Genomic DNA, 24,124 nt, shown 5'->3' with positions numbered 1-24,124 from the left:
GGACGGAATCGGAGTCGCCGGACGGGTCTCGATCCGCAACGCTGTTGTCTGACCGCCTCCGCCCACCAAGAGTCCCACGGCGTCCGTGCCGCAGCCGAGTTCGGAGTTCCGGCAGTGCTTTTCCACCTCACCCGCAGCGAACTCGCCGACATCTTCGGCGAGAACCGGCTCGCGACCCTGCCCGCCACCGCCTTCCCGCCCTCTACCGCGGCCGCCGACGGCGCCTGCCTCCTGCAGACAGTCGGCGTCCCCGACGGGACGCTCCATATGCGTGAGCCCGACGAGCGCTCCGGTCGGCTGCCGCTCGTCCAGGACGTCGTCGACGCCGAGGACTTCGAGGGTGCCCCGGCGGACGCGGGCGAATGGCCCGTCATCGGCTGGCTGCTCAACGCCCACCTCGCCCTCGAACCCAGTTCCGGCAAGGTGCACGCCTTCGACCCTGACGAGGAGACCGTGCGGGAACTCCACGCGGACGTCTCCTCCCTGGTCCAGGTCGCCCTCCGGTTCCAGCGTCTGCTCGAGGAGTTCACCTTCAGCGGTGACGACGGCGACGACGGCGACGACGGCGACGAAGAAGCCGACTTCGAGCGCCTGGAGCGCGAGGTCGAGCGCATCCGTCAGGAGACGAGCACCGTCGACCCGCTCCCTTTCCAGGACGACGAGACCGTCTGGTCGGTGGTCGGCGAGGAGATCGCCGCCGGCCAACGCTTCAGGGGCGACAGCCCGGGAGCCCGCTCGCTCTACGGGTGATCGCGGGCCGTCTTCTGGCCTGCCAGGCTCCTGCGCGAAGGGTGGCGACAAAGTCCGCAGCCGTGGCCGAGGTCGTCGGTGCCATCGCGGCAGAGGCGTTCCTAGCCGTGGCGTACCCAGGGAAATGTCTCCCTGGATGACTTCCCTGCTCCGCTCCACGATGGGAGCCGACCAGGGCTCGGAGCGGCGCAGGACGGCTTGCGGCGCGGCCCTCGGTCCTTTCACCGAGAGCTGATCATCATGCGTGAACACAACGAGCTGTACATCGACGGCGCCTGGCGTGCCCCGCTCAAGGCGTCGGCCCTGGAGCTGACCCACCCGGCGACCGGCGAGGTCACGGGCCGGGTGGTGCTGGGCGGCGAGGCCGATGTCGATGCCGCCGTCGCCGCGGCGGAGCGCGCGTTCGTCTCGTACTCGCAGACCACGCCCGAGGAGCGCATTGCGCTCCTGGAACGGGTACTCGTCGCATACGACAAGCGGGCCGAGGATCTGGCCCAGGCGGTCACCGCTGAACTCGGCGCCCCATTGACACTGGCCCGGGGCGCGCACGTGCCCACAGGACGGGTGCAGATCGCCACGGCCATCGAGGTTCTCAAGACGTACGCCTTCACCGAGATGCGCGGGGAGACGGTGATCCGTAAGGAGGCTCTGGGGGTGGCGGGGCTGATCACGCCGTGGAACTTCCCCGTCCTCCAGCCCACGGGCAAGACCGTCTCGGCGCTCGCCGCCGGATGCACCGTGGTTCTCAAACCGGCCCAGCTGACCCCGTACTCCGCGATCATCCTGGCGGAGATCATGGACGCGGCCGGTGTCCCGGCGGGCGTGTTCAACCTCGTCAACGGCCGCGGTTCGGTCGTCGGCCCCACCCTGAGCGCGCACCCGGGTGTCGGGATCGTCTCGTTCACCGGTTCCCTGACGGCCGCGACGCAGGTCGCGATCGCCGCCGCGCCGACCGTCAAGCGTGTCACCTCCGAGCTGGGCGGGAAGTCCCCGCACATCCTGCTGCCCGACGCCGACCTCGACATCGCGGTACAGACGGCCATGACGTGGCTGATGTCCATGACCGGCCAACTGTGCAGCGCGCCCAGCCGTACCTTGGTGCCCCGGGCGCGGCTTCAGGAGTTCCTGTCCGTCCTGGTGCCGGCGGTGGAGGCCCTCACCCTGGGCGACCCGCGCGCCCAGGACACCACCATGGGGCCGCTGATCTCCGCCGAGCAGTGGAACATCGTCCAGGGGTTCATCCAACAGGGCCTGGACCAGGGTGCGCGCCTGGTGACCGGCGGCCTTGGCAAGCCGGCCGGCCTTGAGGCGGGTCACTTCGCCAGGCCGACCGTGTTCGCCGACGTCGACAACTCCATGACGATCGCCAGGGAGGAGATTTTCGGCCCGGTGATGTCGGTGATCGCCTACGACACCGTGGAGGAGGCGATCGACATCGCCAACGACACTCCCTTCGGCCTGGCCGCGTACATCACCGGCGCCGATCTGACCGCGGCCCGCGCGGTCGCGGAGCGGATCAGGGCCGGCTGCGTCCTGATCAACGACGCGGAGTTCGACTGGTCCGCCCCCTGGGGCGGGTACAAGCAGTCCGGCAACGGCCGCGAGTTCGGGCCCGACGGCATGACGGAGTACCTGGAGACCAAGGTCGTCCGCGGCGGCTGAACACGCGACTGTCTTCAGGAACTGGACCGCAAGGCTCATCTGTTGGCTGTCTGCGGCGTGTTGCCCGAAGACATCACCTGTCGCCTCCGTGGTGTCGAGCGGATCAGACCGAGGATGCCGACACCCAGCGCCCACACCAGGAGAGGAAACGCGGCCACCCTTTCCATGCCTCCCATACCGAGCCCGAGGTAGTGGCGGGAGAGGAAGAGCCCCAGGGCCGCGATCGCGGTGACACCCATCAGCAGGGTCGCCCAGCGCATCGAACGGGGAGCATCGACCGAGGAGTCGAGTCCCGCCAGAACAAGGCCGATGTTGCCAAGGGCCATGATGAGCAGGGCGCCAAGGACGTGCTGGTTCTCGTTCACGTCCGCGGGGGCCAGCCCGGCCAGCACGAATCCCACGCCACCGGCGGCCAGCAGCAACCGGGCCGCGATCGCGGACCGACTTCTGCGCCATAGACCGGCACCGGTCAGGGCTACACCTACGACAAGCAGAGCTCCCAGAACGATGAACGCCCCGTTCATCAGGTCATGTTCGGGAGAGCATATGTATCGCGGCTCGGGATCCACCTGCTGGGCGCAGTGAGCGTTGCCCAAGTCGCTGATGTTGTACCGCGCCCAGCTGTACGGTTTCGCCCAGGCCGCCTCAGCGATGCCATGGATGACGAAGAACTGGACGACACCCACAATCCACGCCGCGTACCCGATCCGAGCCTTCAGCTTTGCGCCCGCTGAACCTTCTGTGCGCTCAATTTCCATGCGTACAGCGGATCATGAAGCGCTCTCCTCCAGCACTCCGAAGGGCCCCCGGACCGGGGGTGGGGGAAGCCCCCGTACGGTTCGGCGCTGCTCCCGACCGGCGTTCACAGTCTGCGTGAGACATCCAGTGCCGCTTGCTGCACGGCCGGCGCGAAACTGCTGAGCTGTTCCTCCGTCACGAGGAAGGTGAGGGCGGAGACAGAGACCGCCCCGACCGGGGTTCCATCGGCGTCGAGCACCGGGGCGGCGACCGAGCAGATGGAGTCGTCCGATTCCTCGTAGTCGGTGGCGTAGCCATCGGCTCGGATGCGGGCCAACTCCTCGGCCAGGGCCGCACGGTCGGTGTGGGTGCGGGGTGTGCGGGCGGGCAGTCCGGTGCGGTCGAGGATGTCGTCCGCCTCGCTCTGCGGCAGGTGAGCGAGCAGCGCCTTGCCCGCGGCCGTGGTGTGCAACGGCAGCGGAGTGCCGACGTCGCTGGCGATGCGGTAGGCGTGGCCCGGGTCGACCTTGTGCGTGTAGGTGGCGTAGTCGCCGCTCGGCACGGCCAGGTGGACGGTCTGGCCGAGGCGTTGCTGGAGTGCGCGCAGCACCGCGTCGATACCGACGGCGTCGTCGGCCAGCACCAGCGCGGACAGGGCCCGGAGTTGATTGCCGCTGCCGTAGCGGCCCTCGCCGTCGGCCGCCGCGTACCCCTCCTCGACCAGGATGGCCAGGACCCGGTGGGTGCTGGCCTTGGGCACGCCCGCATGCTCGGCGATCTCGCCGAGGCGGTGCGGTCCGTCCGGGCGGGCCAGTGCGTGCAGGACCCGTAGCGCCTTCGCGACGGAATTAACGGGCTTGCTGCCATCCATTGACCCTCCGAGAACGCGCGGGCTATGTTGCCAATCGGTCCGTACAGCGGAACGCAATTCTACTCTACGGAACGCTTGCCTGTCCTCCGGCCGTGACGCACCCCTGGGTCGCCTCTCGTGCCGGACGCTCCACGCACCTATCTCACGCTCGGGAAAGGCGGCCGTCCATGGCTGAACACGGGGCAACGGCCCCGCACCGACAACGATTCGATCTCGTGGTGTCGGGCGGACTCCTGGCCGACCCGCTGCGCGAGGCCCCCGAGCCGGGTGACATCGCCGTGCACGACGGTCGCATCGCGGCGATCGGCGCACCCGGCACTCTCGTCGGCGAGGAACGGCTCGACGCCTCCGGCCTGCTCGTCGCGCCGGGCCTGATCGACCTGCACACGCACGTCTACGCCTCCCGCACCTACCTCGGCGCCCCCGCCGACACGATCGGGGTGCGCCAGGGCGTCACCACCGTGGTGGACGCGGGCAGTTGCGGCAGCGACGACTTCTCCGACTTCACGGACAACGTTGTCCGCCCCGCCGCCACCCGGGTGCTGAGCTGGCTGAACATCTCCCGCCACGGTCTGGTCCACGGGCCCAGGGAGCTCTCGCACGGGCCCGGTGACGTGGACGAGGCGGCCACCGAGGAGGCGCTGCGCGACCACCCCGAGCAGATCCGCGGAATCAAGGTCCGGATGAGCGCGTCGGTCCTCGGCGACAGCGGGCTCGCCCCCCTGCGGTCCGCCAAGCGGGTCGCCGAGCGGGTGGGCCGACCGGTCATGGTCCATGTGGGCAACGAACCTCCGGTCCTTGCCGACGTGCTTGACCTGCTCGGCGCGGGTGATGTCGTCACGCACGCCTTCCACGGCAAGCCCGGCGGCCTCTTCGGCAGCGAGCGGCAGGCACGTGCGGCCGTCGCGCGCGGCGTCCGTCTCGACATCGGGCACGGCAGCGCGAGTCTGTGCTTCGCCACCGCGGAGCGGGCGCTGGCAGCCGGATTCACCCCGTACACGATCAGTACGGACCTGCACGCGCGCAGCATCGAGGGGCCGGTGCACTCGCTGGCCACGACCCTGGACAAACTCCTCGCCCTGGGCATGACGCCGCAGCAAGTGATTCGCTGCGCCACCCTGCACGCCGCTGAAGTACTGGGCCTGGAGCAGGACTTCGGCACCTTGCGTCCAGGTTCCGTGGCGGACCTTACCTTGCTGCGGCGGGAGCAGGGGCCGGTGACTCTGACCGACGCCGAGGGCGCCACGCGCACCGGCGACACCCGCCTGGAGCCGGTCGCGGTCGTCCGCGCGGGCCGCGTCCATCCGGTGGGGAGCGGATCCGCCTGAACCACCGGCACCAGCCACTCCCCCGGCCGAGCCCGCCTCCGCCCGCACCACCGACCGGAACGCACCACCGAGAGGCCCACGAATTGAGCACCCCCCTGATCGAGCGGCTGGCAGAGGCGGTACGGGACACCGACCATCCCGTCACCGAGACGGACCGTACCGACCTGCAAGCGTTCCTCCCGCTCACCCGCCTCTACGCGCGGTCCAGCGGCATCGTCTTCGACGACATCCGCGCGCTCGCCCTGGCCGTGCACGCGCTGGCGTTCGTCCGCAGGGTCCGCACCGCCGAGCATCTGGACGCACTCGACCCCCAGCTCGCCGCCGAAGTCGCCCCCGGACGCATGTCGGCCGTACGTCAGCTCATCGACAGCTACTGCACCCCGCGGGAGTTCACCGCGAGCGACACCGAAGTCCTGCTGCTCGCGCTGCACTTCGAGGCGGCGGCACAGCTACAGGACCACACCGACCAGCAGGCATGACCGACACAGGTATGACCGACACACCAGGGAGCACCGCCATGACAGTGAAGATCGTGATCGGACACCGGCTCGGCAAGGGCAACGCGGTCGCCGACGGAGTACGTGCCGCGGGCGGCGAACCCGTCGTCATCCCCGGGCCCGGGGCCGACATGAAGGTGGGTGACGTGATGGCCGCCGAGGGCGCCGACCTCGGCATCTCCTTCTGCGGCAGCGGTGGCGCGGGGGCCGTGACCGCCAAGGCCAAGTACGGGCACGACATCGAGTTCGGCATGCGATCGGCGCAGGCCGGCGTGACCGCCGTCGAACAGGGCCGCACCGTACTCGGCTTCGGCTTCCTCGACAGCGAGGAACTGGGATTCAAGGTCACCGAGGCCCTCCTGAAGAAGCTGGGGAGGACGGCATGAAGCAGTCCCGACACACACTCCGCCTCACCGGCTCGGGCCCTACCCGCGAGAAGGCCTTCGCCACCGCCATCGGGCAGGTCCAGTCGGCGGTCGGCAAGCGCACGGAAGGGGTCTGCTTCCGGGTGGAGCCGCTGGAGCTCGAAGTGCTCTCCGCCGCCCAACACCGTTGGACCGAAAGGTTCTTGGGCCTGATCTTCCCGCGCACCCGCCAACGCTTCGAGATCACCCTGCGCGTCGAGGTGCAGGTGGCCTCGCTCGACCTGGATGCCGTCGACTTCACGGTGCGCGAGGAGCGGCTCTCGCCGCTCCAGCACGCCCTGCACATGAGGTGACCCGATGAACGAGACCCTCACCGTCCTGCTGCAGTCCCTCGTCATCGGCGGCCTCATCGGCTTCGGCGCGAGCGCGGGCGTGGCCCGGATGTTCCACGCGCCCAAGGTCCAGGGCATGGGTGCCTTCCGCACCCTCGGCGAGCTGAACGCCTGCCAGAACGACCCCGTCGCGCACTTCTCCTTCGGCCTCGGCTTCCTCTTCAACGCCTGGTCAAGCGCCGTCGGCACCGGAGCGCTGACCGGCGACGTCGACCACCGCATCGTGCCGCACTGGACGGCCTCGGTCGCGATGGTCAAGAACCGCAACCTCGACCAGACCCTGCACAATCCCCGGCGGATGGCCCTCACCGGCACCGTCGTCGGCATGGTCCTCATCGCGCTGCTCAACACGACGGCGGCCTCGATCCCGCACTCCCTGCAGGACGTCGCCGCCAAGGTCCTGGGACCTGCGTCGGAATGGCTCATCAACCCCGTGATGCCCATCATCTTCTGGATGGCCGCCGTCGACGCGGGCCGCCGTACCGGAGCCTGGGGCACCGTCCTCGGCGGGCTCGGTCACCTGGTGATGGGCAACGCGGTCCCGGGCATCGTGCTCGGCATCGTCATCGGCAAGGGAGTCGACGACCTGGGCTGGACCAAGGTCACCAAGTCTCTCGCGGGGGCGGTCATCGTCCTGTTCGCCGCAAGCACCGTCCTGCGCGGCGCCGACATCACCCTGCTTCAGCAGCTGAAGGTCGACGTGCCGCACTGGCTCCTGCAGTTCCACGACGCGACCGGCACCAAGCCCCAGTGAGGCAGGCAGCGACATGACCGACACATCGACCGCCGCCGCGGGCGACATACCCGCGAACGGCTCCGACACGACCGACACGAAGCCGGAAAAGCCGGGCTTCCTCACCAAGGTGCCGGGAGAAGGCAGCTTCTGGCTCTCCGAGTGGGCCTTCCCCGTCTTCGTCGCCTGCCTGGCCGCCGGGATCTTCACCGGCACACACCTCTACTACGTCTACCACACGGGTATCTTCAACGAAGTCGCCGTCGTATCCATGCTCAAGGCCGGTATGGAGGGCGGGAGTTACGGAGCCGCCGCGGCCTTCGGCGCGGGCTTCCTGTTCGCCCGGATCATCGAGGGCCCCATGGTCGGCATCCTCGACATCGGGGGCTCGCTCCAGACCGGCGTCGGTATCGGAATCCCCGCGATGATGCTGTCCGCCGGATTCACCGCACCCCTCGAGCACTTCTGGCTCGCGATCCCCGTCGGCGCCGCGCTCGGCGCCCTGATCGGCGTCGCCATCCTCGCCATCCGCCGCGCCACCGTGAACTCCACGGGCGGCACCTCCACGTTCGGCGCCGACGTGATGATGGGCGCGGGCAACTCCGCTGGCCGCTATCTGGGCCCGCTCGTCATCATCTCCGCCGCCACCGCGTCCCTGCCCGTCGGTCTCGGCTCGACCATCGGCGCCGCGCTCTTCTACAAGTGGCGCAAGCCCCTCACGGGCGGCGCCATCATCGGCGCGATGGCCGCCGGGTACTTCTTCCCCATCCCCGGCAAGTGACCGCCCGCGCCCCGCGAACCGCCCCTCCCTCCCACACAGTTCAGGGAATCAATGTGCACACTCTCCACCAGGATCTAGAAGTCCCCCCGGCGATCAACGCCAGCGGCAAGATGACCGCGCTCGGCGGCAGCGTGCTCAGCGAAGCCGTCATCACCGCGATGAGCGAGGGCGCCCGTCACCACGTCGTGATGGCCGACCTCCTCACCGCCACCGGACAGGAGATCGCCCGGGCCACGGGCACCGAGGACGGCTGTCCCACCACCGGCGCCGCGTCCGGTGTCGCCATCGCCGTGGCGGCCCTCGTCGCGGGCACGGACCTGTCCCGTATCGAGGCCCTGCCCGACCCGGGCGACGCGCCGTGCGAGGTGATCCTGCCGCGCGGTCACTCCGTCCACTTCGGCGCCCCCATACGGCAGTTGATCGCGCTCGGCGGCGGCCGTCCCGTCGAGGTCGGCTCGGCGAACAAGGTCACCGCGGAACACCTCTCCGGCGCCATCGGCCCCCGTACGGCGGCCTTGTTGTACGTCCAGTCGCACCACGCCGTACAGAAGGGCATGGTCTCCCTCGCCCGGACCATCGAGGTCGGCAGGGAGCACGGCATCCCGGTGATCGTCGACGCGGCCGCCGAGGAGGATTTGCGGCACTGGCCCGCCACGGGAGCCGACCTCGTCGTCTACAGCGGCGGCAAGGCCGTCGGCGGTCCCACCTCCGGAATGATCTGCGGCAGCGCCCGCCACATGGAGGCCTGCCGCGCGCAGTACGCGGGCATCGCCCGCCCGATGAAGGTCGGCAAGGAGACCCTCTTCGGCCTCGTCCGCGCCCTGCGCGACTACGGTACGGACTCCCCCGGCGGCCACCGCGACCGCATGGAGAAGCTGGCCGCGCGCCTGGCCCCACTGCCCGGCATCACGACACGGGTCGTCAGCGACGAGGCAGGCCGGGACATCCACCGCACCGAGCTCACCGTCGACCCGGCGACCGCAGGGCGCGACGCAGCACACCTGGCCGACGAACTGGCCGCGGCCGGCGTGTACTTGCGCGACCACCAGGCCTCCACGGGCCGCCTGTACATCGACCCGCGCCCACTGAACCCCGACGAGGAGGAGCAACTGGTGCAGCATCTGACCACGTTGCTCGAGGGACACACGGCACACAACGGACTCGAGGGAGGAGACCTGTGACCGTCGCCGAACGCCGCCTGATCGTCACCGAGCAAGCCGGGCTGCACGCCCGCCCGGCCGCAGCCTTCGCCCAGGCCGCGGCCCGCAGCACCGCCGAGGTCACCGTCGCCCGCGAGGACGGCCACGAAGTGCCCGCCCGCAGCGTGCTCTCGCTCATGACCCTCAACATCCGTTGCGGCGACGCCATCGTGCTGCGCGCACGCGGCGCCGACGCCGAATCCACCCTCGACACCCTCGCACGCATAGCGGACCCCGCGTGAGCGCCGCCCCGTCGCCCCGGGCGACCCCCCTGAGCCAGGCCGTCACCAGCACCATCGACCGTCTACGCCTGGCCCGCATCACCCCGACCGTGCGCGCCGCGGACGCCGACACAGCGGACGAACTGGCGCACACACTCCTCGCGAGCGGCATCACCACGTTCGAGTTCACCGCCACCACACCCGGCTGGGAAGAGCTGGTGGAGACTTGGTCCCGGGAAACTCCGCAGGCGACCGTCGGACTCGGCACCGTCACCTCGCCCGACATCGCACAAAGGGCCCTGGAAGCAGGGGCCCACTTCCTCGTCAGCCCGTTCCAGGTGCCGGAGGTCCGCCCGGTCGCGGACGCGGCCGACCGGCTCCTGGTGGAGGGCGGCCTCACCCCCAGCGAGCTGCGCGTCGCCGCCCAGCGTGGCGTCGCCAAGCTCTTTCCCGCACACATCGGCGGCATCGCCTATCTGAAGTCGCTGCTGTCCGTCCTGCCGGGCGCCCACATCATGGCGACCGGCGGCGTCACGCTCGACAACGCGGGCGAGTGGCTCGCCGCTGGGGCCTTCACGGTGAGCATCGGCAGCGATCTGACCAAGGGGGACGTGGAGGCGAACGTACGACGCCTTCGGGCACAGCTCGACTGAGGGAGGGCACACCTCGCCCACGCCGGTGGCACACTCCTTCACACCCTCTGCACACCTTTTGACCTGATTCGGAATCCGTGACTACGGTCCCCGCTGCGAGTGCTCACTTCGACTGACTGGAGCGGAATCCCGTGTCACCCACCGGCGCGTCGGCGTCGTATGTCCTCAGCAGCGACGTCGCCGACCAGGCGATGTCAGCCCCGAGTTGGCTGCGGGACAACGTCGACACCTTGATAGGCGTCCCACTGCGCATCCTGCTCATCGTCGTGGGAATGATGATCGTCCGGGGACTGGCCAAGAAGGCCATCACTCGTGTCGTGCAGCGCATCCTCCAGCCTCCGGAGGAGCAGAGCGAGCCTCGCCGCACCAGCCGCGGCCCGGCCGTGCTGCAGCGTGACCGCAGTCGGGCGAACGAACGTCGCGAGCAGCGTGCCCGCACCATCGGTTCGGTGCTCAGCAGCATCGTCACCGTAGTGATCGGCGTCATGGCCATGGCCATGGTCCTCGACCAGATCGGCATCGCCCTCGGTCCTCTGCTGGCGAGCGCGGGTGTGGTGGGCCTTGCCATCGGCTTCGGCGCGCAGAACCTCGTCGCGGATTACCTCTCCGGCATGCTGATCATGCTCGAGGACCAGTACGGCGTCGGCGATTCCGTGGACCTCGGGGAAGCCATCGGCGAAGTGGAGCACGTCGGCCTCCGTCTCACCCAGATCCGTGATCTCAACGGCGGCCTGTGGCACATCCGTAACGGCGAGATCCTCCGGGTGCGCAACGACAGCCAGGAGTGGGCCCGCGCCGTTCTGGACGTCTCGGTGGCGTACGACGCCCCTCTCGACACTGTCTACAGCGTCTTGGAGGAGACCGGTCGCGACCTGCGTCAGGATCCGCAGTTCGACGGGGTTCTGCTGGAGGACCCGTCGGTCTGGGGAGTGCAGTCCCTGGACGTGGACGGCATGGTGATCCGCGTGGCCGTCAAGACCGTTCCCCTCAAGCAGTGGGCGGTCACTCGTGAGTTGCGCCGTCGAGTCAAGGAAGCACTGGATGCGGCGGGCATCGAAATCCCCCTCCCGCAGCGCACCGTGTGGATGCGTACGGACAAGGACTCCGCCACCACGGGGAGTAAGGCGGCAGCATCGAACTGACCGCCGCCCGGAGGCGATCAGTCGCCTCGAGTCGTGCTCTCCAGCGCCGTTCGCTCTCGGTTCGACAGCTCAGCTCGTACTGCTCCGTGCCGAGTGTCGTCCTCGCGGGCGGCCTGGTCCGGGTGTCGGCGGCGCCAGAAGGGGTTGTCGTGGGGCAGCTTGCTGGAGACGCGGCCGTACATGCCGAACGTGAGGATCATCAGGCCGGCAGCGAAGCTGAACAGCACGTTCGTCATTCCGAAGTCGAGGAAGTTGGCCGGTCGATCCAGCGTGAAGAGGTGGTAGAAGCCACTGAGCAGGAAGAGCGTGCCGACGGACATGTTCAGAGCGGATGCGAATGTCCCGCCGATGATGCCGCCGAGGACGAGCGCGGCTCCGACCACGAGCGAGATCACACTCAGCGCGACATTGGTGGACAGGCCCGCCACCTCGCCATTGGTGCTCAGGGGCGTCAGCGCGTCGGCCAGGCCGAGGCAGCCGAAGGCGATGAGCACCAGGCCGCAGAACGCGGCGCCATAGCGGTAGACGGCAGCGAGATGATGATCGACGGGCAGTTCGTCCCGCAGTTGCATGTCGGCTCCTTCCAGCAGGCCGCCGGGCGGGCGGCGATATCTCCTGCCACTGCCTGGTCGTACGTCGACCACAGTGACGCGGTGGCATTCAGCACGATCTATTCCGGTTTGCCGCCTTATTCGGATGCAGCGCGAAAGGCATTCACTGGACTGAGGCCGCCGCGGCACGCTCTATACGGGCACTTCCTCCAGGCTGTCGCGCAGCCTGATGAGTCCATCCCGCAGGCGCGTCTTGACGGTGCCCAACGGCAGTGAGAGCTGCTCGGCGACCTGCCGCGACGTCATTCCCTCGTAATAGGCGAGGGACAGGCACTGCTTCTGTACGTCGGTCAGCTCCAGGAGGCAACGACGCACCTGCTCGTACTCCAGCCGGGTCTCGACCTCTTCGCTGACCTCGTCGAACGGGGGTGTGCGGGCCAGCAGCGCCGCTCTGTGGTCTCGGGCGCTGCAGGCCACAGTGGAGCGGACCCGGTCCACCGCACGCCGGTGCGCCATGGTCAGGATCCAGTTCATGACGGTTCCGCGGTCGTTGCGATAGCGCTGGGCGGTACGCCAGACCTCGACGAGGACTTCCTGGGTGACTTCCTCCGCCTGTGCAGCGTCGCGCAGGACACCGCGTACGACATTGAAGACCGGAACGGCCACGGTGTCGTACAGGGATGAGAAGGCGTCCTCATCACCGTGCGCCACCCGTTGCATGAGCTCTGGAAGGCTCGTTCCCGGCTCTCTGATCGGCATGACGTCTTTCATGTTCGTCCTCCGGGGCGACGCGAAAGTGCGCCCGACGTGCGGACACGCCTTGTCTTCAGCTACTTCTTCTACTTCTTCTCGGCTTTTGTCTCCGGCTCCGTTCACGGTCCGAGCAGCACGACCGTCCCCAACGCGACGACTTGGCCGGATGCCCTGACGAGAACGCGGGTTCCAGCCGACTCCGCTGTCACTTCGACCAAGGCCCCGCTCGGCGGCACGGGTGCATGAAGTTCCACGTGCAGCCCGACCACAGCTGTAGCGGTCGTGCCGGAGGTCAGCAGCGCCGCTTGGCGCGCGGCCTCCAGTACGGCAAGCGCGGAAAGCCGGGCCGGGCCGCCGGGGGTCAGGACGGGATGGCCCGGGTCGCGCGGCACGATGACCAGGCGTCCCTGCGGCGCGCGCGCCAGCATGACGTCGGTGTCGGCGGCGGCGCCCACGACGGCCGCCGGGGGATGCAACAGGGCGGGTGGTGGCACCGTGGGCGGGCAGGAAGCGCCCGGGTAGGCGGGACGGGCCATGCGCATGGTGCACGATCCGAACGGCGTCCCCGCGTGCTGGTACTCGGCGGTGATGCGGTAGCAGGCGAGCTCGTCGGCTCGCGTCGCATGGTCGCTCACGGTGACTCGGACGGCTACGTCGGTGGCGCTGGCCCGCTCCGTCGGCCATACCCGGGGCTGCAGGCCAAGGCTCACGGATACGGGTTCGAGCGGGGCACGCCCCTGCGCCACAGCGTCCGCCGACAGATACCGGTGCTCCAGCGCGACGGCGATCTGGCGGGTGGACTCCACCATGATCAGCGGATGATGCGACACGGCGATCGCACGCTCGTTGAGCGGATGGAAACGGGGCCACTGGCACTGCGCGCTGAAACCGGTGCGGCCCAGGCGACGCAAGGACACGACGAGCATGGACGCCATCGCATCAAGACCGAGCGTGCGCCACGTCAGCGAACTGTCCGGATGCTCCGGGCCATGCTGCCGCCGGCCGGCCCGCGCTTCCTGCCAAAGGGACCGGACGGCGTCTGCCGTGTCCGGTCCGACGTGTCGCAGAGGCCCCGGTGCCATCAGCTCTGCTCGATCTTGCTGCGCAGCTGGAACAGGCCGCGGCGCGCGTGGCTCTTCACGGTGCCCAGGGGCAGACCGGTGCGCTCGGAGATCTGGACCTGGGTCAGGTCGTCGTAGAACACCATGCGCAGCACCTCTCGCTGGCTCTGCGGGAGTCGGGCGAGCGCGTCCGACAGCAGCACACGGTCCAGTGCCCGGTCCGTCGTCTCCGACCTCAGCACTCCTGTGGAAACGTCGGCGGCGCGGCCTGCCGCTTCGATCAGGCGGAGGCGTCGGGTGCGTGCTGCGAGCGTGTCGACGATCTTGCGTCGGGTGATGCCGACGAGCCAGGCACCCAGCGGCCCGCGTTCGGGGTGATATCCGGCCCGCCCCCGCCAGGCTGCGAGAAAGACCTGCTGGGCCACGTCCTCTGCTTCCCGCGCGTCGCCCAGTGTGCGGGCGGCAAGAGTGTGGACCAGCGGACTCCAGCGCCGGTAGATCGCAGCGAACGCCTGCTCGTCGATACCGACGAGTCCACGGGCCGGATCCTCCTCGCTCGACGCCTGTCCGCTGGGCACGGGCTCGACAGGCGCCTCATCGGCAGGCGGAATCAGACGCTCCGAGGCTTGCGTAGTCGCACTCATGGTGTCGTTCCTCCGGCGGAGCGGCGTGCGCGGGACGGGAGTTCATGGGCTGACGTGCATCGGCAGAGTGGCGGGGGCCCGGGCCCGTATCTGTCATGAGTCTTGGACGCACAAACGACGCAAGCAACACGCGTCGTTTGTGCGTCGTACGCTGAGTCGGTGAGCTCGAGCGAGCACGACCAGCCAGCAAGCCTGTCCACCGGTTCGGTGGCCAGGCGTCTTGGCGTGGCCCCCACCACGGTGCGCTCCTGGGACCAGCGCTACGGCCTGGGGCCCGATGCTCATACCAGCGGCAGGCACCGCCGCTGGACTGCCGCGGACATCTCGCGGCTGGAGCGGATGTGCGCGCTGACCATGACGGGGGTGCCGCCGTCCGAGGCCGCACGCATCGCGCGCGAAGGCGCGCCCCTGGCACCGGTGCCCCTGGAGCCCCCTGCCGTCCCGGCGCGCCCCAGGCCTGTTCGAAGCCGATCGCACACCGGTCTTCAGCTCGGCGACGTGCGCCGGGAGTGCAAGGGCCTTGCCCGCGCCTCGCTGCGGCTCGAAGCCGCCGCCGTGGACGATCTGCTGACCTCGGCGATCGCCGACTACGGCCTTGTCACGGCCTGGCAGGAGGTGATCATGCCGACGCTTCAGGCGGTGGGGCGCAAGTGGGAGAGCTCGGGAGAGAAGTACGTGGAGGTCGAGCACTTCTTGTCCTGGCACGTGGCAGGTGTTCTGCGCCGAAACGCCCCGCCGGTTCCAGCCGGTCCGGCGTCCGGTCACCCGGCCGCGGTGACGCTGCTCGCCTGCGTGCCCGGCGAGAACCACACGCTGCCGCTGGAGGCACTGGCAGCGGCCCTCACCGAGCGTGGTCTGCCCGTGCGCATGTTCGGCGCGGCCATGCCCGCCCAAGCGCTCGTGGCGGCCGTGCGCAGGACAGGACCCGCGGCCGTCGGTCTTTGGGCCCAGTCCCGGACCACGGCGAACCGCCCGCTCGCGCAGCACGTGGCGTCGATGGAATGGGGCGTGCGCGGCGCGCGCAGGCACCCCCTGGTCCTGACGCTCGGACCGGGTTGGACCGGTCAGGCCGTGCCCGGACTGCCACGGCCACCGGGGTTGGCCGAAGCCTTGGACGTCTTGAACACGGCGGCAACCGATACCGCCCGACGGCCTGTCACGCGGTGAGCCGGCCCGTGCCGGTGGCATCCTGACCCGCGAACGAGACGAGGAGACAGCTGATGACCTCTCAGCACCTGTCGGCCCCCGATACCGTCATCGTCGGTGCGGGTCTCGCCGGCCTTGCCTGCGCGAGGGACCTGTCTCGCGCAGGTCAGCGGGTCGCACTGTTGGAGGCATCCGACGCGGTAGGCGGCCGGATGCGGACGGACCGCAGAGACGGCTTCCAACTCGACCGGGGCTTCCAGGTGTTCAACACCTTCTACCCTCAGGTGAAGCGACGTCTGGACCTTCGCAGCTTGCGTCTGCGCCCCTTCACCCCAGGCATGCTGGCGCACACACCCACCGGACCCGTGCGACTGACCGACCCGACCCGGCGCCCGCGAGAGATCGCCGGCCTGCTGCCGGGGCGGACCCTGAGCTCCCGCGATCTGGCCGCTCTCACGGCCCTTGCCGCACGGGACACCCTCTTGCCGGTACGAGCCATCACTCGCGGACACGATCAGCCCACCGCCCGGGCACTCGCGCGCTCCGGCCTTTCCGACTACGCCGTCGAGAACTTGCTGCGGCCCTTCCTGTCGGGCGTTTTCCTCGAGAAGGAGCTGGAGACGTCGGCACGCTTCTTCCACCTGATCCTTCGCAGCATGGCACGCGGCAGTCTGTGCCTGCCGTCCGGCGGAATCGGCACGGTCCCGGCACAGCTCGCCGAAGGTCTGCCGGTCGACACTCTGCGACTCGAGACGCCGGTCGCGGCCGTCACCGACCACGGTGTCCTCCTGGCCGACGGCCGCGAAGAGCCCGCCACGACGGTCGTCGTCGCCACGGACGCCGAGACAGCCGCGCGCCTGCTTCCCGGGCTGACCGTGCCGGACGGAAGGACGGTCACCACGTACTACCACGCCACCGGCACAGCCCCGTTGGCCGAACCGATCCTGGTGACGGACAGCACGCTGGGCGTCCTCAATACCTGTGTCCTCAGCGAAGTCGCCCCCGAGTACGCCCCACCAGGCACCGCTCTCGTGTCCACCTCGGTGCTCGGTGGCGACCCGCCAGGAGCGGAGGCAGCCGTACGCCGTCGCCTCGCGGAGCTGTACACGGCGGACACCGAAGCGTGGCAGTTGGTCGGGACCTACACGGTCCCGGGGGCACTGCCCGCGATGCTGCCGCCGTGGCCGCTCAGCCGCACGACGCGCTTCGCACCTGGACGGTACGTGTGCGGGGATCACCGGGCCACCGGCTCGGTGCAAGGCGCACTCGCCTCCGGCACACGGGCCGCACGCGAGGTGCTGGCCGGTCTGGCCCAGTAGGGTCAGCAGCCGCCGCAGTTGTAGTAGAGGACGTCCCAGTGATTGCCCTCGTCGGCGTAGATGTTGCCGGAGCCCGACTTGTACTGCGGAGCGCCGTCACCCCGCGGCCCGATGTACGTGAAGGTGTTCTTGACGTAGCTCGTGACACAGGTGTTCTTGCCGAAGTCGAGCTTGTATCCGTTCCAGTGGGAGTACGTTCCACTCGCATGGCCGGTCTCCGTGCCACCCGTGACGTTGAGGGCGCACCCACTGGCGCGCTTGAGGGTCTGGGCCCCTTGCGCGGTGGCGAGATTGAGCTGCTCGAAGGACGTACACGTCGGGTTGTCGCGGTTCGAGCAGCCGCCGGAAGACGACCAGGTGACGCCGGCCTCGCGGAACATCGATGTCGCGGTGGCATGGCTGACCTTGGTGGCGGCGAAGGCATCGGTGGCCGTGGTGAGGACACCGAAACCGGGTGCGATCAGGGCGCCTGTGGTGAGCGCGAGGGCGGTGAGCGCGGAGCGGATGCGCATGGTGGTTCCTTCCTGCTGGTGACCGTGCTGACGGTGGGACAGCTGTGGTGCAGGTGGAGTAAGGAGATGGTGCCCGGTTCCACGCGTCAGAGCCAGAGGACAAAGCGGAAGGCGTGATCCAGCTCGTGGACGGGCTTCACCTCGGCCACCGTCTCCCCCGCGGCTTCGGGTACGGCGAAGCTGGTGTGCATTCCCCGTCCCGGAGGGCACGGACGGTGGGCCCTGCGCCGTATGTATCACCCACTCGGGTGGAGGCGTACCGAACCGCATCTGCACGAGGCCGTGATGCGCAACTCTTCGTCGGGTGAGTGGAGTTGTCCCCAGGTCGCGCGTACGGCGGGCCGGGATTGTGTACCTGGTCCTGTTCGGCGGGGGCGTCCTCGGGGCGCTCGTCGTCGCCCCGCGTCTCGACGACCCGGCCACGGTCATCGCGGCCCTGCTGCCGACCGGGGCCGGTGCCTACCTCGCCTGGTGCGCCTTCCGGGCAGATCGCGCCGAGGCGGCGGTGGACGACCCGGGCGGTGTCGCCGACCGGCTCGCGATCGCCGTACGCCGCCAGTGGGAAGGTGAGGCACGGGTGCGGCGGCTCTCGGAGCCGTATCCGCTGCCCGTCTCCTGGCGCTGCGCGGACCCGGACCTCGCCACCACCGAGGAGCCCGGCCGACTTGCCGGACGCGGTGGAGACCTCGGGGCTCTCTTCGCCGAACATCTCCCCCACCGGCGTCTGCTCGTCCTTGGCGGCCCCGGGGCGGGCAAGACGGTCCTGCTCGTGCGGCTCATCCTCTCGCTGACCGAGCGCCGCCGGGCGGGCGAGCCGGTGCCGGTGCTCTTTCCGCTCGCCTCCTGGGACCCGGCCGTCGAAGAGCTGCGGGCGTGGATGGAGCGCAGGCTCGTCCAGGACTACGCGGACCTGGGTGAGACAGCGCCCGGCGCGTACGGGGACACCACCCTGGCCGGGATGCTCCTGGAGCGGCGGCTCGTCCTGCCGGTGCTCGACGGGTTCGACGAACTCCCCGCCGCCGCAGGGGCGCTGGCACTGCACCGCATCGCCGCGGCACTGCCGTACAGCTGCGGGCTTGTGCTGTCCAGCCGTCCCCAGGAGTACCTGGCCGCGCTGCGGCCGTCCACGGGGGGCCCGGCACGACCGGCCGACCTGGCCGTCATCCATCTCGACCCGCTCGACGGGCGGAGCGTCGCGCACTACCTGCTGCACGACGCGGGCGGGGCCGGAACCCCTGCGGCGGCTCGTTGGACACCGGTGGTGACCGCGCTCGGCACCGATGCGCCGGTGGCACAAGCGCTCACCAGTCCGTTGATGGTGTCCCTGGCCCGGTCCGTGTACAACCCGCGCCCCGATGAGGAAGACGGACAACTACCCGACCCCGCCGAGGTGTTGCGGCGTCCGACGCGGTCCGCCGTCGAACACCATCTCCTCGACGCCTTCATCCCGGCCGCCTACCGGCCACATCCGCGCCGCCCCTGCCGATGGACGGCGGAACAGGCCCACAGCACGCTGAAGTTCCTGGCCCGGCACATGGAGCAGGGGCGCGACGGAGCGGCAGAGTTGGCCTGGTGGCGTCTGCACCATGCGGTCCCGGCCGTACTGCCCCGAGTGCTGGCCGGCGTCCTCCTTGGCGTACTCGGCTGGCTGGCCGAGGGCGCGGCCATGGAACTGATCCACCACTTCGCCCCGCAACTGCCCGCCTCGCCCCGCTGGGAGGAACGCGGCGGGCTCGGCGTCGTGGCGGCGGGGATGTGCGGCGGCCTTGCGGGCGGTCTCGTCGCGGGCCTCACGGTCACCCTGCTGTGCACGACGGCCGCCGCTGCGCACGCTTCCACCGAACTCGTGCTGCACCGACTGGCCGACGGCGGCGAGCTGGCGCTCGTCGGCGTCATCATCTCCGGGTTCGCCTTCGGCCGCCGGTTCGGAATCCGCCGCCCCTCCTCATGGAACCTGCGCGCCCTGGCGACCGGAATCGCGTCCGCGATCTGCTACAGCCTCGCCTTCGGCAACGCCTGCGGCACGGTCAGTGCCCTCCTTTACGGCATCACAGCGGCAGCCGCGGTCAGGGACGAACCGCGCATCTATCCCGCCCGTCCTGCGGCCCGGGTGCGCTGGCACTGGAGTGCGGGAGGTGTGTGCCGGGGGCTCCTGGGCGGGCTGCTCCTTGGCGGCGGCATCCTGCTGGAGGGCCTGTTCGCAGACGTGCTGTCGGGCGGGTCGGACCGGATGTACATCGCGCCCGCCGATCCGGTCGCGGCGGCGTGGGGCGCCGGGCAGGTGGGCGCGGTCTTCGCGGTGGCCTGCCTGCTCCTGCACGCGCTGCGCACGGTGCCGGTCGACCTGGGTGCCGCGGTCGACGGGCGGGCGTTGCTCGCCAACGACCGTCGCATCCTTGCCACTTGTGTGGCGACGGCAGTTGTCGTCGGCGTCGCCGTGATCGGCACACAGAGCTGGTGTGCCGCTCGGTGGGGCTCGACGGGCGTGTGGGGCTCGAATCCCCGCGACGGTCAGTTGTGGGTGTACGCGGTCGGCCTTGTCCCGGCTCTCCTGTCAGGCCTTGCGATCGGGATGCGGCAGGCGGCCTGGAGCCGGTACGCGGTCGCCCGCTGCTACCTGACGCTCCGGGTCCGCCTGCCCCTCGACCTGATGGCCTTCCTCGCCGACGCGCACGAGCAGCGCGGTGTGCTGCGCCGCGTGGGAGCCGTCTACCAGTTCCGGCACATCGAACTGCAGCACCGGCTGACCGAGGCGGACACCCGTTAAGCGCATGCTCAGAGTGAGTGCGCCTCGAAGTCAGGCCTGAACTGCCGCTTCTTGAAACGCCGTCCAGCACGGCGCCCTCCAGCGGTCCGCAGCAGCCCTGGAGACGCCGGGATGCCGTACAGCTCAGATTCACGTTCGGGCTTGCTCCGGCGGGATTCGCTCTGCAGGGTCAAGGCAGTCGACGCCATGTCCAGGCCCTAAGCGTCCACGGACCGGATCGGCCGACATCAGCGGCTCGATCCGGTCCCGTATCGCATCAGTGATCACTAACCGGGCAGACACACCCGATCGACCGATCAGCCCGTCAACGAGACGCGCCTAGGCAGGCGCCGAACCAGCACCGGCCTCCACACCGTCATCGACGTGCCGAAGGGAGCCACCCTGGGTTTCGACAGACGCGTCGTCCTCGGCCTCCTGGGCGAGCCGCTCCATGCCGCTGGTGTCCTTCAGCGGCTTCTCCTTGATGAACAGGACTGCGATCAGAGCGAGCAGGGCGAACGGCGTGGCGACGAGGAAGAGGTCACCGGTGGCAACGCCGTACGCGTGCTCCACGAGCTCCCGCATCGGGGCCGGCAGTGTGGTCATGTCCGGGACACCGTGACCGGCGGCCTGGCCGGAGCCGGCCGACACGCCCTGTTGTTCAAGCCCCTTGGTCATCTCGGACGCGACACGGTTGGCGAGGATCGCACCGAGGACGCTGGTGCCGATCGTGCCGCCCATGCTGCGGAAGAAGGACAACACCGAGGTGGCAGCGCCCAGTTCAGCAGCAGGGACATCATTCTGCGCGGCCAGGACCAGGTTCTGCATCAGCATGCCGACACCGACGCCCATCACCGCCATGTAGACGCTGAGCAGGCCGAAGTGCGTGTCGGCGCCGATCGTGGAGAGCAGGCCGAGGCCCGTGGTCATGGCGATGGCGCCGATGACGAGGTAGATCTTCCAGCGGCCGGTGGCACTGATGATCTGGCCGGCGACCGTGGAGGAGACGAGCAGACCCAGGATCATCGGCAGACTCATCAGGCCCGCGACCGTGGGGGACTTGCCCAGAGACACCTGGAAGTACTGCGAGAGAAAGACAGTGCCGCCGAACATGGCGACACCGACCAAGAGGCTGGCCAGCGTGGTGAGCGACACCGTGCGGTTGCGGAAGATGCGCAGCGGAATGATCGGCTCGGCGACTCGCGTCTCGACGAACACGGCGGCCACCAGCAGCGCCACTCCCCCGCCGGTCAGAGCGGCGGTCTGCCACGAGGCCCAGTCGAACTGGTTGCCCGCCAGCGAAACCCAGATCAACAGGGCGCAGACTCCTGCGACGATCAGGAAGGCACCCAGGAAGTCGATCTTCGCCTCGCGGCGCACGGTGGGCAGCTTCAGAGTGCGCTGCAGCAGCACGATGGCCAGCAGTGCGAACGGCACACCTATGAAGAAGCACCAGCGCCAGCCCAGCCAGGAGGTGTCCACCAGGACTCCACCGATGAGCGGCCCGGCCACGGTGCCGACGGCGAAGACCGCGCCGAAGATGCCCGCGTACTTGCCGAGCCTGCGCGGCGGGATGATGGCGGCCATCACGACCTGGGCAAGGGCGGTGAGTCCGCCCGCGCCGATGCCCTGGGCCACCCGACTGAAGATCAGCAGCCCCACGTCGTGGGAGAACCCCGCAAGGAGCGAACCGACCACGAACATACCGAGGGAGAGCTGCAGCAGCAGCTTCTGGTTGTAGAGGTCGGACAGCTTGCCCCACAACGGCACCGTTGCAGTCATGGCCAGCAGTTCGGCGGTGACGACCCACGTGTACGCGGACTGGCTGGCCCCGAGGTCGGCGATGATCCGGGGCAGCGCGTTGGAGACCACGGTCCCGGCCAGGATGGCGACGAACATGCCGGCCATGAGCCCGGACATGGCCTGGAGTATCTCGCGGTGGGACATAGGGGCCGGCGACGCCTTTTCCGGCGCGGCTGTTGAGTTCACTTCGTCTCTTTCGCAGTCAGTCGGCGGGTGGTTCGTCCACGCGCCGACAGAGGTCGTACGGCAGGGCACAGCAAGCACGTGAAAGGTGTGAAAGACGTTCGGAGGCCCGGCGGAAGCACTGCCCGGTCAGTGTCGGACCGGGCGCTCGGGCGGGGCGGGCAGCCCTGCGGCGAGCTGCTCGAACACGTTCCGGAAGACGTCCGCGAACGTGGTCTCGTCCTGTCGGACGCACCAGTGCTCGACAGCGACTCGTACGGCAGTGGCACCGACGGCGGCAAGCAGCCGGGGGTACAGCCCCAGAGCCCGCCGTCGCTGTTCGTCCTCGGTCGGGGAGGACGCCGTACGTGCTCCGGAGAACAGGGGCGAGCCCGCGCCGATGCGCTCGGCGAGCACTTCGGCCAGGCCGATCTCATCGGCCATGTGAGCGCCGAGGCTGCGCACCAGAAGGTGCGGCGACCTGCGCAGCACTTCGCCGTACAGGTGCCAGAGCTCCTGTTGCTGCTCGATCTCTTCCAGCTCCGCCGCCATGGCGTCACGCAATGCCGTGAGCGGCGAGAGCTCGGCCGGCGCTTCGAGCAGGGCGCGCCGGACCCGGGCGCTCGACTCCGCGCCGACCATGACGAAGACCTCGTCGCGGGACTCGAAGTAGTTGAAGAAGGTGCGCGCGGACACGCCCGCCGCCTCGCTGATCGCATCGACGGTGACGTGCTCCACACCGTGCTCCGCGGCCATACGCACTGCCGCTTCTACGAGAGCGGCACGCGTCGCCCGCTTCTTGCGCTCGCGCCAACTGTCTTCAGAGGCCACCTTGTCATCCACAGTTTGCATAGTACGCAAAAATGCAGACTCTGCAATTTCACTCCTCGGCCGTCCCGTCGCGCCCGACCGGCGTGATCGAGTGTCATCGCCCGGCTGCGGCGGTCGGGTCCAGGTCGAGGGAACGGCCGATGATCTCCTTCATGATCTCCGTGGTTCCACCGTAGATGCGGGACACCCTGCCGTCCGCCCAGGCCCTGGCGATCGGTTGATCGAGCATGTACCCGTAGCCGCCGTGCAGTTGGACGCACGCGTCCACGACGCTGCTCTGCAGTTCGGTGCACCACCACTTGGCCTTCGCCGCGTCCGGTGCGGTCAGTGCGCCGTCATTGAGGTCACTGACGCAGCGGTCGATGTACTGCTGTGCGACGTCGGTTGCGGTGACCAGTTCGGCCAGCTTGTGGCTGACCGTCTGCTGGGCTCCGATGGGCCGTCCGAAAGCATGGCGCTCCCGCACATAGGTGAGGGTCCACGAGAGCGCCGCGGTGGCTTGGGCCAGGCCCATGACGGCGATGGACAGACGTTCCTGGGCGAGGTTGCGGGTCAGTTCGGCGAAGCCCGTGCCCTCGGACCCCAGGAGGTTCGCCCGGGGCACTCGGGCTTCGGTGAAGGCGAGTTCGGCGGTGTCCTGGGCGTGCATGCCGACCTTGTGCAGTCGGCGTCCTCGGGTGAAGCCAACCGTGTCGCGTTCCACGGCCAGGAGACTGAGTCCCCGGTGCGGATGGGGTCCGGTGCGTACGGCGGTGATGACGATGTCCGCGTTGATTCCGTTGGTGATGAAGGTCTTCGCCCCGTCGAGGACGTAGTGGTCGCCGTCGCGCACGGCTCGGGTGCGGATCCCGGAGAGGTCCGATCCGGTGCCCGGTTCGGTCATCGCGATCGCGGCGATCAGTTCGCCGGAGGCGAGGCCGGGCAGCCAGCGGTTCTTCTGCTCGTCGTCGGCCAGGCTCAGCAGGTACGGCAGGCAGATGTCGGTGTGCAGGGCGGGCCCCAGAAGGGCCGGGGCGACTCCGGCCGCCGCTGCCTCTTCGTGGAGGACGACGCTGTAGCGGAAGTCGTGGATACCGGCGCCGCCGTACTCCTGCGGGACGGGTATGCCGAGTGCTCCGAGTGCGCCGAGCCGGGTGAACAGGGTTCGCGGCACGATGCCGTCCGCTTCCCAGTCCGGGTAGTGGGGAACCACTTCCTTGCTGAGGAAGGTGCGGATGCTGGTGCGGTAGTCGTCGTGTTCCGTGTCGAACAGGGTGCGCTTCAT

25 protein-coding genes and 1 pseudogene are annotated in these 24,124 nt (G+C 69.4%); 15 read left to right on the top strand and 11 right to left on the bottom strand.

Annotation, left to right across the window (positions count from 1 at the left end; genetic code table 11):
• The first annotated feature begins 114 nt into the window (after nucleotides 1–114).
• A complete protein-coding gene (locus tag ACWFRJ_RS05595; RefSeq protein ID WP_453524892.1) occupies nucleotides 115–750 on the top strand; it encodes an SUKH-4 family immunity protein in 636 nt (211 codons plus the stop codon).
• Between the two features lie 240 nt (nucleotides 751–990).
• A complete protein-coding gene (locus ACWFRJ_RS05590; protein ID WP_453524891.1) occupies nucleotides 991–2,412 on the top strand; it encodes an aldehyde dehydrogenase family protein in 1,422 nt (473 codons plus the stop codon).
• Between the two features lie 35 nt (nucleotides 2,413–2,447).
• On the opposite strand, the gene ACWFRJ_RS05585 is transcribed toward ACWFRJ_RS05590, so the two are convergent.
• Entirely contained in the window at nucleotides 2,448–3,170 is a 723-nt protein-coding gene (locus tag ACWFRJ_RS05585; RefSeq protein WP_453524890.1) for a DUF998 domain-containing protein, read from the bottom strand.
• A gap of 104 nt (nucleotides 3,171–3,274) precedes the next feature.
• On the bottom strand, nucleotides 3,275–4,021 hold the full coding sequence (locus ACWFRJ_RS05580) for an IclR family transcriptional regulator (protein ID WP_453524889.1): 747 nt from the start codon (nucleotides 4,019–4,021) through the stop codon (nucleotides 3,275–3,277).
• 167 nt (nucleotides 4,022–4,188) lie between these two features.
• On the opposite strand from ACWFRJ_RS05580, the gene ACWFRJ_RS05575 reads away from it, so the two are divergent.
• The 10 genes from ACWFRJ_RS05575 to ACWFRJ_RS05530 all read left to right on the top strand — a co-directional run bounded on the left by ACWFRJ_RS05575 (nucleotide 4,189) and on the right by ACWFRJ_RS05530 (nucleotide 11,332).
• Nucleotides 4,189–5,349 (top strand): amidohydrolase/deacetylase family metallohydrolase, encoded by a 1,161-nt coding sequence (locus ACWFRJ_RS05575; RefSeq protein WP_453524888.1) that lies wholly within the window; start codon nucleotides 4,189–4,191, stop codon nucleotides 5,347–5,349.
• 83 nt (nucleotides 5,350–5,432) lie between these two features.
• A complete protein-coding gene (locus ACWFRJ_RS05570; RefSeq protein WP_453524887.1) occupies nucleotides 5,433–5,828 on the top strand; it encodes a hypothetical protein in 396 nt (131 codons plus the stop codon).
• A 38-nt stretch (nucleotides 5,829–5,866) separates the two neighbouring features.
• A complete protein-coding gene (locus tag ACWFRJ_RS05565; RefSeq protein WP_389906192.1) occupies nucleotides 5,867–6,232 on the top strand; it encodes an SFCGS family glycine-rich protein in 366 nt (121 codons plus the stop codon).
• Nucleotides 6,229–6,564, top strand: coding sequence for a DUF4312 family protein (locus tag ACWFRJ_RS05560; protein WP_453524886.1), 336 nt, complete (start codon nucleotides 6,229–6,231; stop codon nucleotides 6,562–6,564). The genes ACWFRJ_RS05565 and ACWFRJ_RS05560 overlap by 4 nt, the downstream gene beginning before the upstream one ends.
• Nucleotides 6,565–6,568: 4 nt before the next feature.
• Nucleotides 6,569–7,357, top strand: a complete 789-nt coding sequence (locus ACWFRJ_RS05555) for a DUF4311 domain-containing protein (RefSeq protein ID WP_389906189.1) — start codon at nucleotides 6,569–6,571, stop codon at nucleotides 7,355–7,357.
• A gap of 13 nt (nucleotides 7,358–7,370) precedes the next feature.
• Complete coding sequence (locus ACWFRJ_RS05550; protein WP_453524885.1) at nucleotides 7,371–8,117, top strand: DUF4310 family protein; 747 nt, start codon at nucleotides 7,371–7,373, stop codon at nucleotides 8,115–8,117.
• A gap of 53 nt (nucleotides 8,118–8,170) precedes the next feature.
• Nucleotides 8,171–9,298, top strand: coding sequence for a DgaE family pyridoxal phosphate-dependent ammonia lyase (locus ACWFRJ_RS05545; RefSeq protein ID WP_453524884.1), 1,128 nt, complete (start codon nucleotides 8,171–8,173; stop codon nucleotides 9,296–9,298).
• Complete coding sequence (locus ACWFRJ_RS05540; RefSeq protein WP_453524883.1) at nucleotides 9,295–9,558, top strand: HPr family phosphocarrier protein; 264 nt, start codon at nucleotides 9,295–9,297, stop codon at nucleotides 9,556–9,558. Before ACWFRJ_RS05545 ends, ACWFRJ_RS05540 begins: the two co-directional genes overlap by 4 nt.
• A complete protein-coding gene (locus tag ACWFRJ_RS05535; protein WP_453524882.1) occupies nucleotides 9,555–10,190 on the top strand; it encodes a bifunctional 4-hydroxy-2-oxoglutarate aldolase/2-dehydro-3-deoxy-phosphogluconate aldolase in 636 nt (211 codons plus the stop codon). The genes ACWFRJ_RS05540 and ACWFRJ_RS05535 overlap by 4 nt, the downstream gene beginning before the upstream one ends.
• Before the next feature lie 131 nt (nucleotides 10,191–10,321).
• The gene (locus tag ACWFRJ_RS05530; protein WP_453524881.1) at nucleotides 10,322–11,332 is read left to right on the top strand and encodes a mechanosensitive ion channel family protein; all 1,011 of its coding nucleotides are present in this window, start codon (nucleotides 10,322–10,324) and stop codon (nucleotides 11,330–11,332) included.
• A gap of 17 nt (nucleotides 11,333–11,349) precedes the next feature.
• Here ACWFRJ_RS05530 and ACWFRJ_RS05525 read toward each other — a convergent pair whose 3' ends face one another.
• The 4 genes from ACWFRJ_RS05525 to ACWFRJ_RS05510 all read right to left on the bottom strand — a co-directional run bounded on the left by ACWFRJ_RS05525 (nucleotide 11,350) and on the right by ACWFRJ_RS05510 (nucleotide 14,341).
• Complete coding sequence (locus ACWFRJ_RS05525) at nucleotides 11,350–11,904, bottom strand: DUF4383 domain-containing protein (protein ID WP_453524880.1); 555 nt, start codon at nucleotides 11,902–11,904, stop codon at nucleotides 11,350–11,352.
• 171 nt (nucleotides 11,905–12,075) lie between these two features.
• Nucleotides 12,076–12,654 (bottom strand): ECF RNA polymerase sigma factor SigK, encoded by a 579-nt coding sequence (gene sigK, locus ACWFRJ_RS05520; protein ID WP_453524879.1) that lies wholly within the window; start codon nucleotides 12,652–12,654, stop codon nucleotides 12,076–12,078.
• 101 nt (nucleotides 12,655–12,755) lie between these two features.
• A complete protein-coding gene (locus ACWFRJ_RS05515; protein ID WP_453524878.1) occupies nucleotides 12,756–13,562 on the bottom strand; it encodes an AfsA-related hotdog domain-containing protein in 807 nt (268 codons plus the stop codon).
• 155 nt (nucleotides 13,563–13,717) lie between these two features.
• A complete protein-coding gene (locus ACWFRJ_RS05510; protein WP_453524877.1) occupies nucleotides 13,718–14,341 on the bottom strand; it encodes a sigma-70 family RNA polymerase sigma factor in 624 nt (207 codons plus the stop codon).
• A 159-nt stretch (nucleotides 14,342–14,500) separates the two neighbouring features.
• On the opposite strand from ACWFRJ_RS05510, the gene ACWFRJ_RS05505 reads away from it, so the two are divergent.
• Both ACWFRJ_RS05505 and ACWFRJ_RS05500 read left to right on the top strand, forming a co-directional pair.
• Nucleotides 14,501–15,508: a MerR family transcriptional regulator gene (locus tag ACWFRJ_RS05505; RefSeq protein ID WP_453524876.1), complete on the top strand. Its 1,008-nt coding sequence runs from the start codon at nucleotides 14,501–14,503 to the stop codon at nucleotides 15,506–15,508.
• Between the two features lie 53 nt (nucleotides 15,509–15,561).
• The gene (locus tag ACWFRJ_RS05500; protein ID WP_453524875.1) at nucleotides 15,562–16,806 is read left to right on the top strand and encodes an NAD(P)/FAD-dependent oxidoreductase; all 1,245 of its coding nucleotides are present in this window, start codon (nucleotides 15,562–15,564) and stop codon (nucleotides 16,804–16,806) included.
• A 2-nt stretch (nucleotides 16,807–16,808) separates the two neighbouring features.
• Here the strand turns inward: ACWFRJ_RS05500 and ACWFRJ_RS05495 are convergent, their stop codons facing one another.
• Nucleotides 16,809–17,318 (bottom strand): hypothetical protein, encoded by a 510-nt coding sequence (locus ACWFRJ_RS05495; protein WP_453524874.1) that lies wholly within the window; start codon nucleotides 17,316–17,318, stop codon nucleotides 16,809–16,811.
• Between the two features lie 304 nt (nucleotides 17,319–17,622).
• On the opposite strand from ACWFRJ_RS05495, the gene ACWFRJ_RS05490 reads away from it, so the two are divergent.
• Nucleotides 17,623–20,085: an NACHT domain-containing protein gene (locus ACWFRJ_RS05490; protein WP_453524873.1), complete on the top strand. Its 2,463-nt coding sequence runs from the start codon at nucleotides 17,623–17,625 to the stop codon at nucleotides 20,083–20,085.
• Nucleotides 20,086–20,271: 186 nt separating this feature from the next.
• On the opposite strand, the pseudogene ACWFRJ_RS05485 reads toward ACWFRJ_RS05490, so the two are convergent.
• The 4 genes and pseudogenes from ACWFRJ_RS05485 to ACWFRJ_RS05470 form a co-directional block, all read right to left on the bottom strand.
• Nucleotides 20,272–20,367 (bottom strand): annotated as a pseudogene (locus ACWFRJ_RS05485) (IS5/IS1182 family transposase); the annotation flags it as partial.
• A gap of 36 nt (nucleotides 20,368–20,403) precedes the next feature.
• A complete protein-coding gene (locus ACWFRJ_RS05480; protein WP_453524872.1) occupies nucleotides 20,404–22,011 on the bottom strand; it encodes an MDR family MFS transporter in 1,608 nt (535 codons plus the stop codon).
• 168 nt (nucleotides 22,012–22,179) lie between these two features.
• Entirely contained in the window at nucleotides 22,180–22,881 is a 702-nt protein-coding gene (locus ACWFRJ_RS05475) for a TetR family transcriptional regulator (RefSeq protein ID WP_453524871.1), read from the bottom strand.
• Between the two features lie 73 nt (nucleotides 22,882–22,954).
• Entirely contained in the window at nucleotides 22,955–24,124 is a 1,170-nt protein-coding gene (locus tag ACWFRJ_RS05470) for an acyl-CoA dehydrogenase family protein (RefSeq protein WP_453524870.1), read from the bottom strand.

The sequence above is a fragment of the Streptomyces sp. NPDC055239 genome, assembly GCF_053606205.1.
The sequence above is the reverse complement of the archived record's forward strand: the minus strand, read 5'-3'. Positions and strand labels throughout refer to the sequence as shown.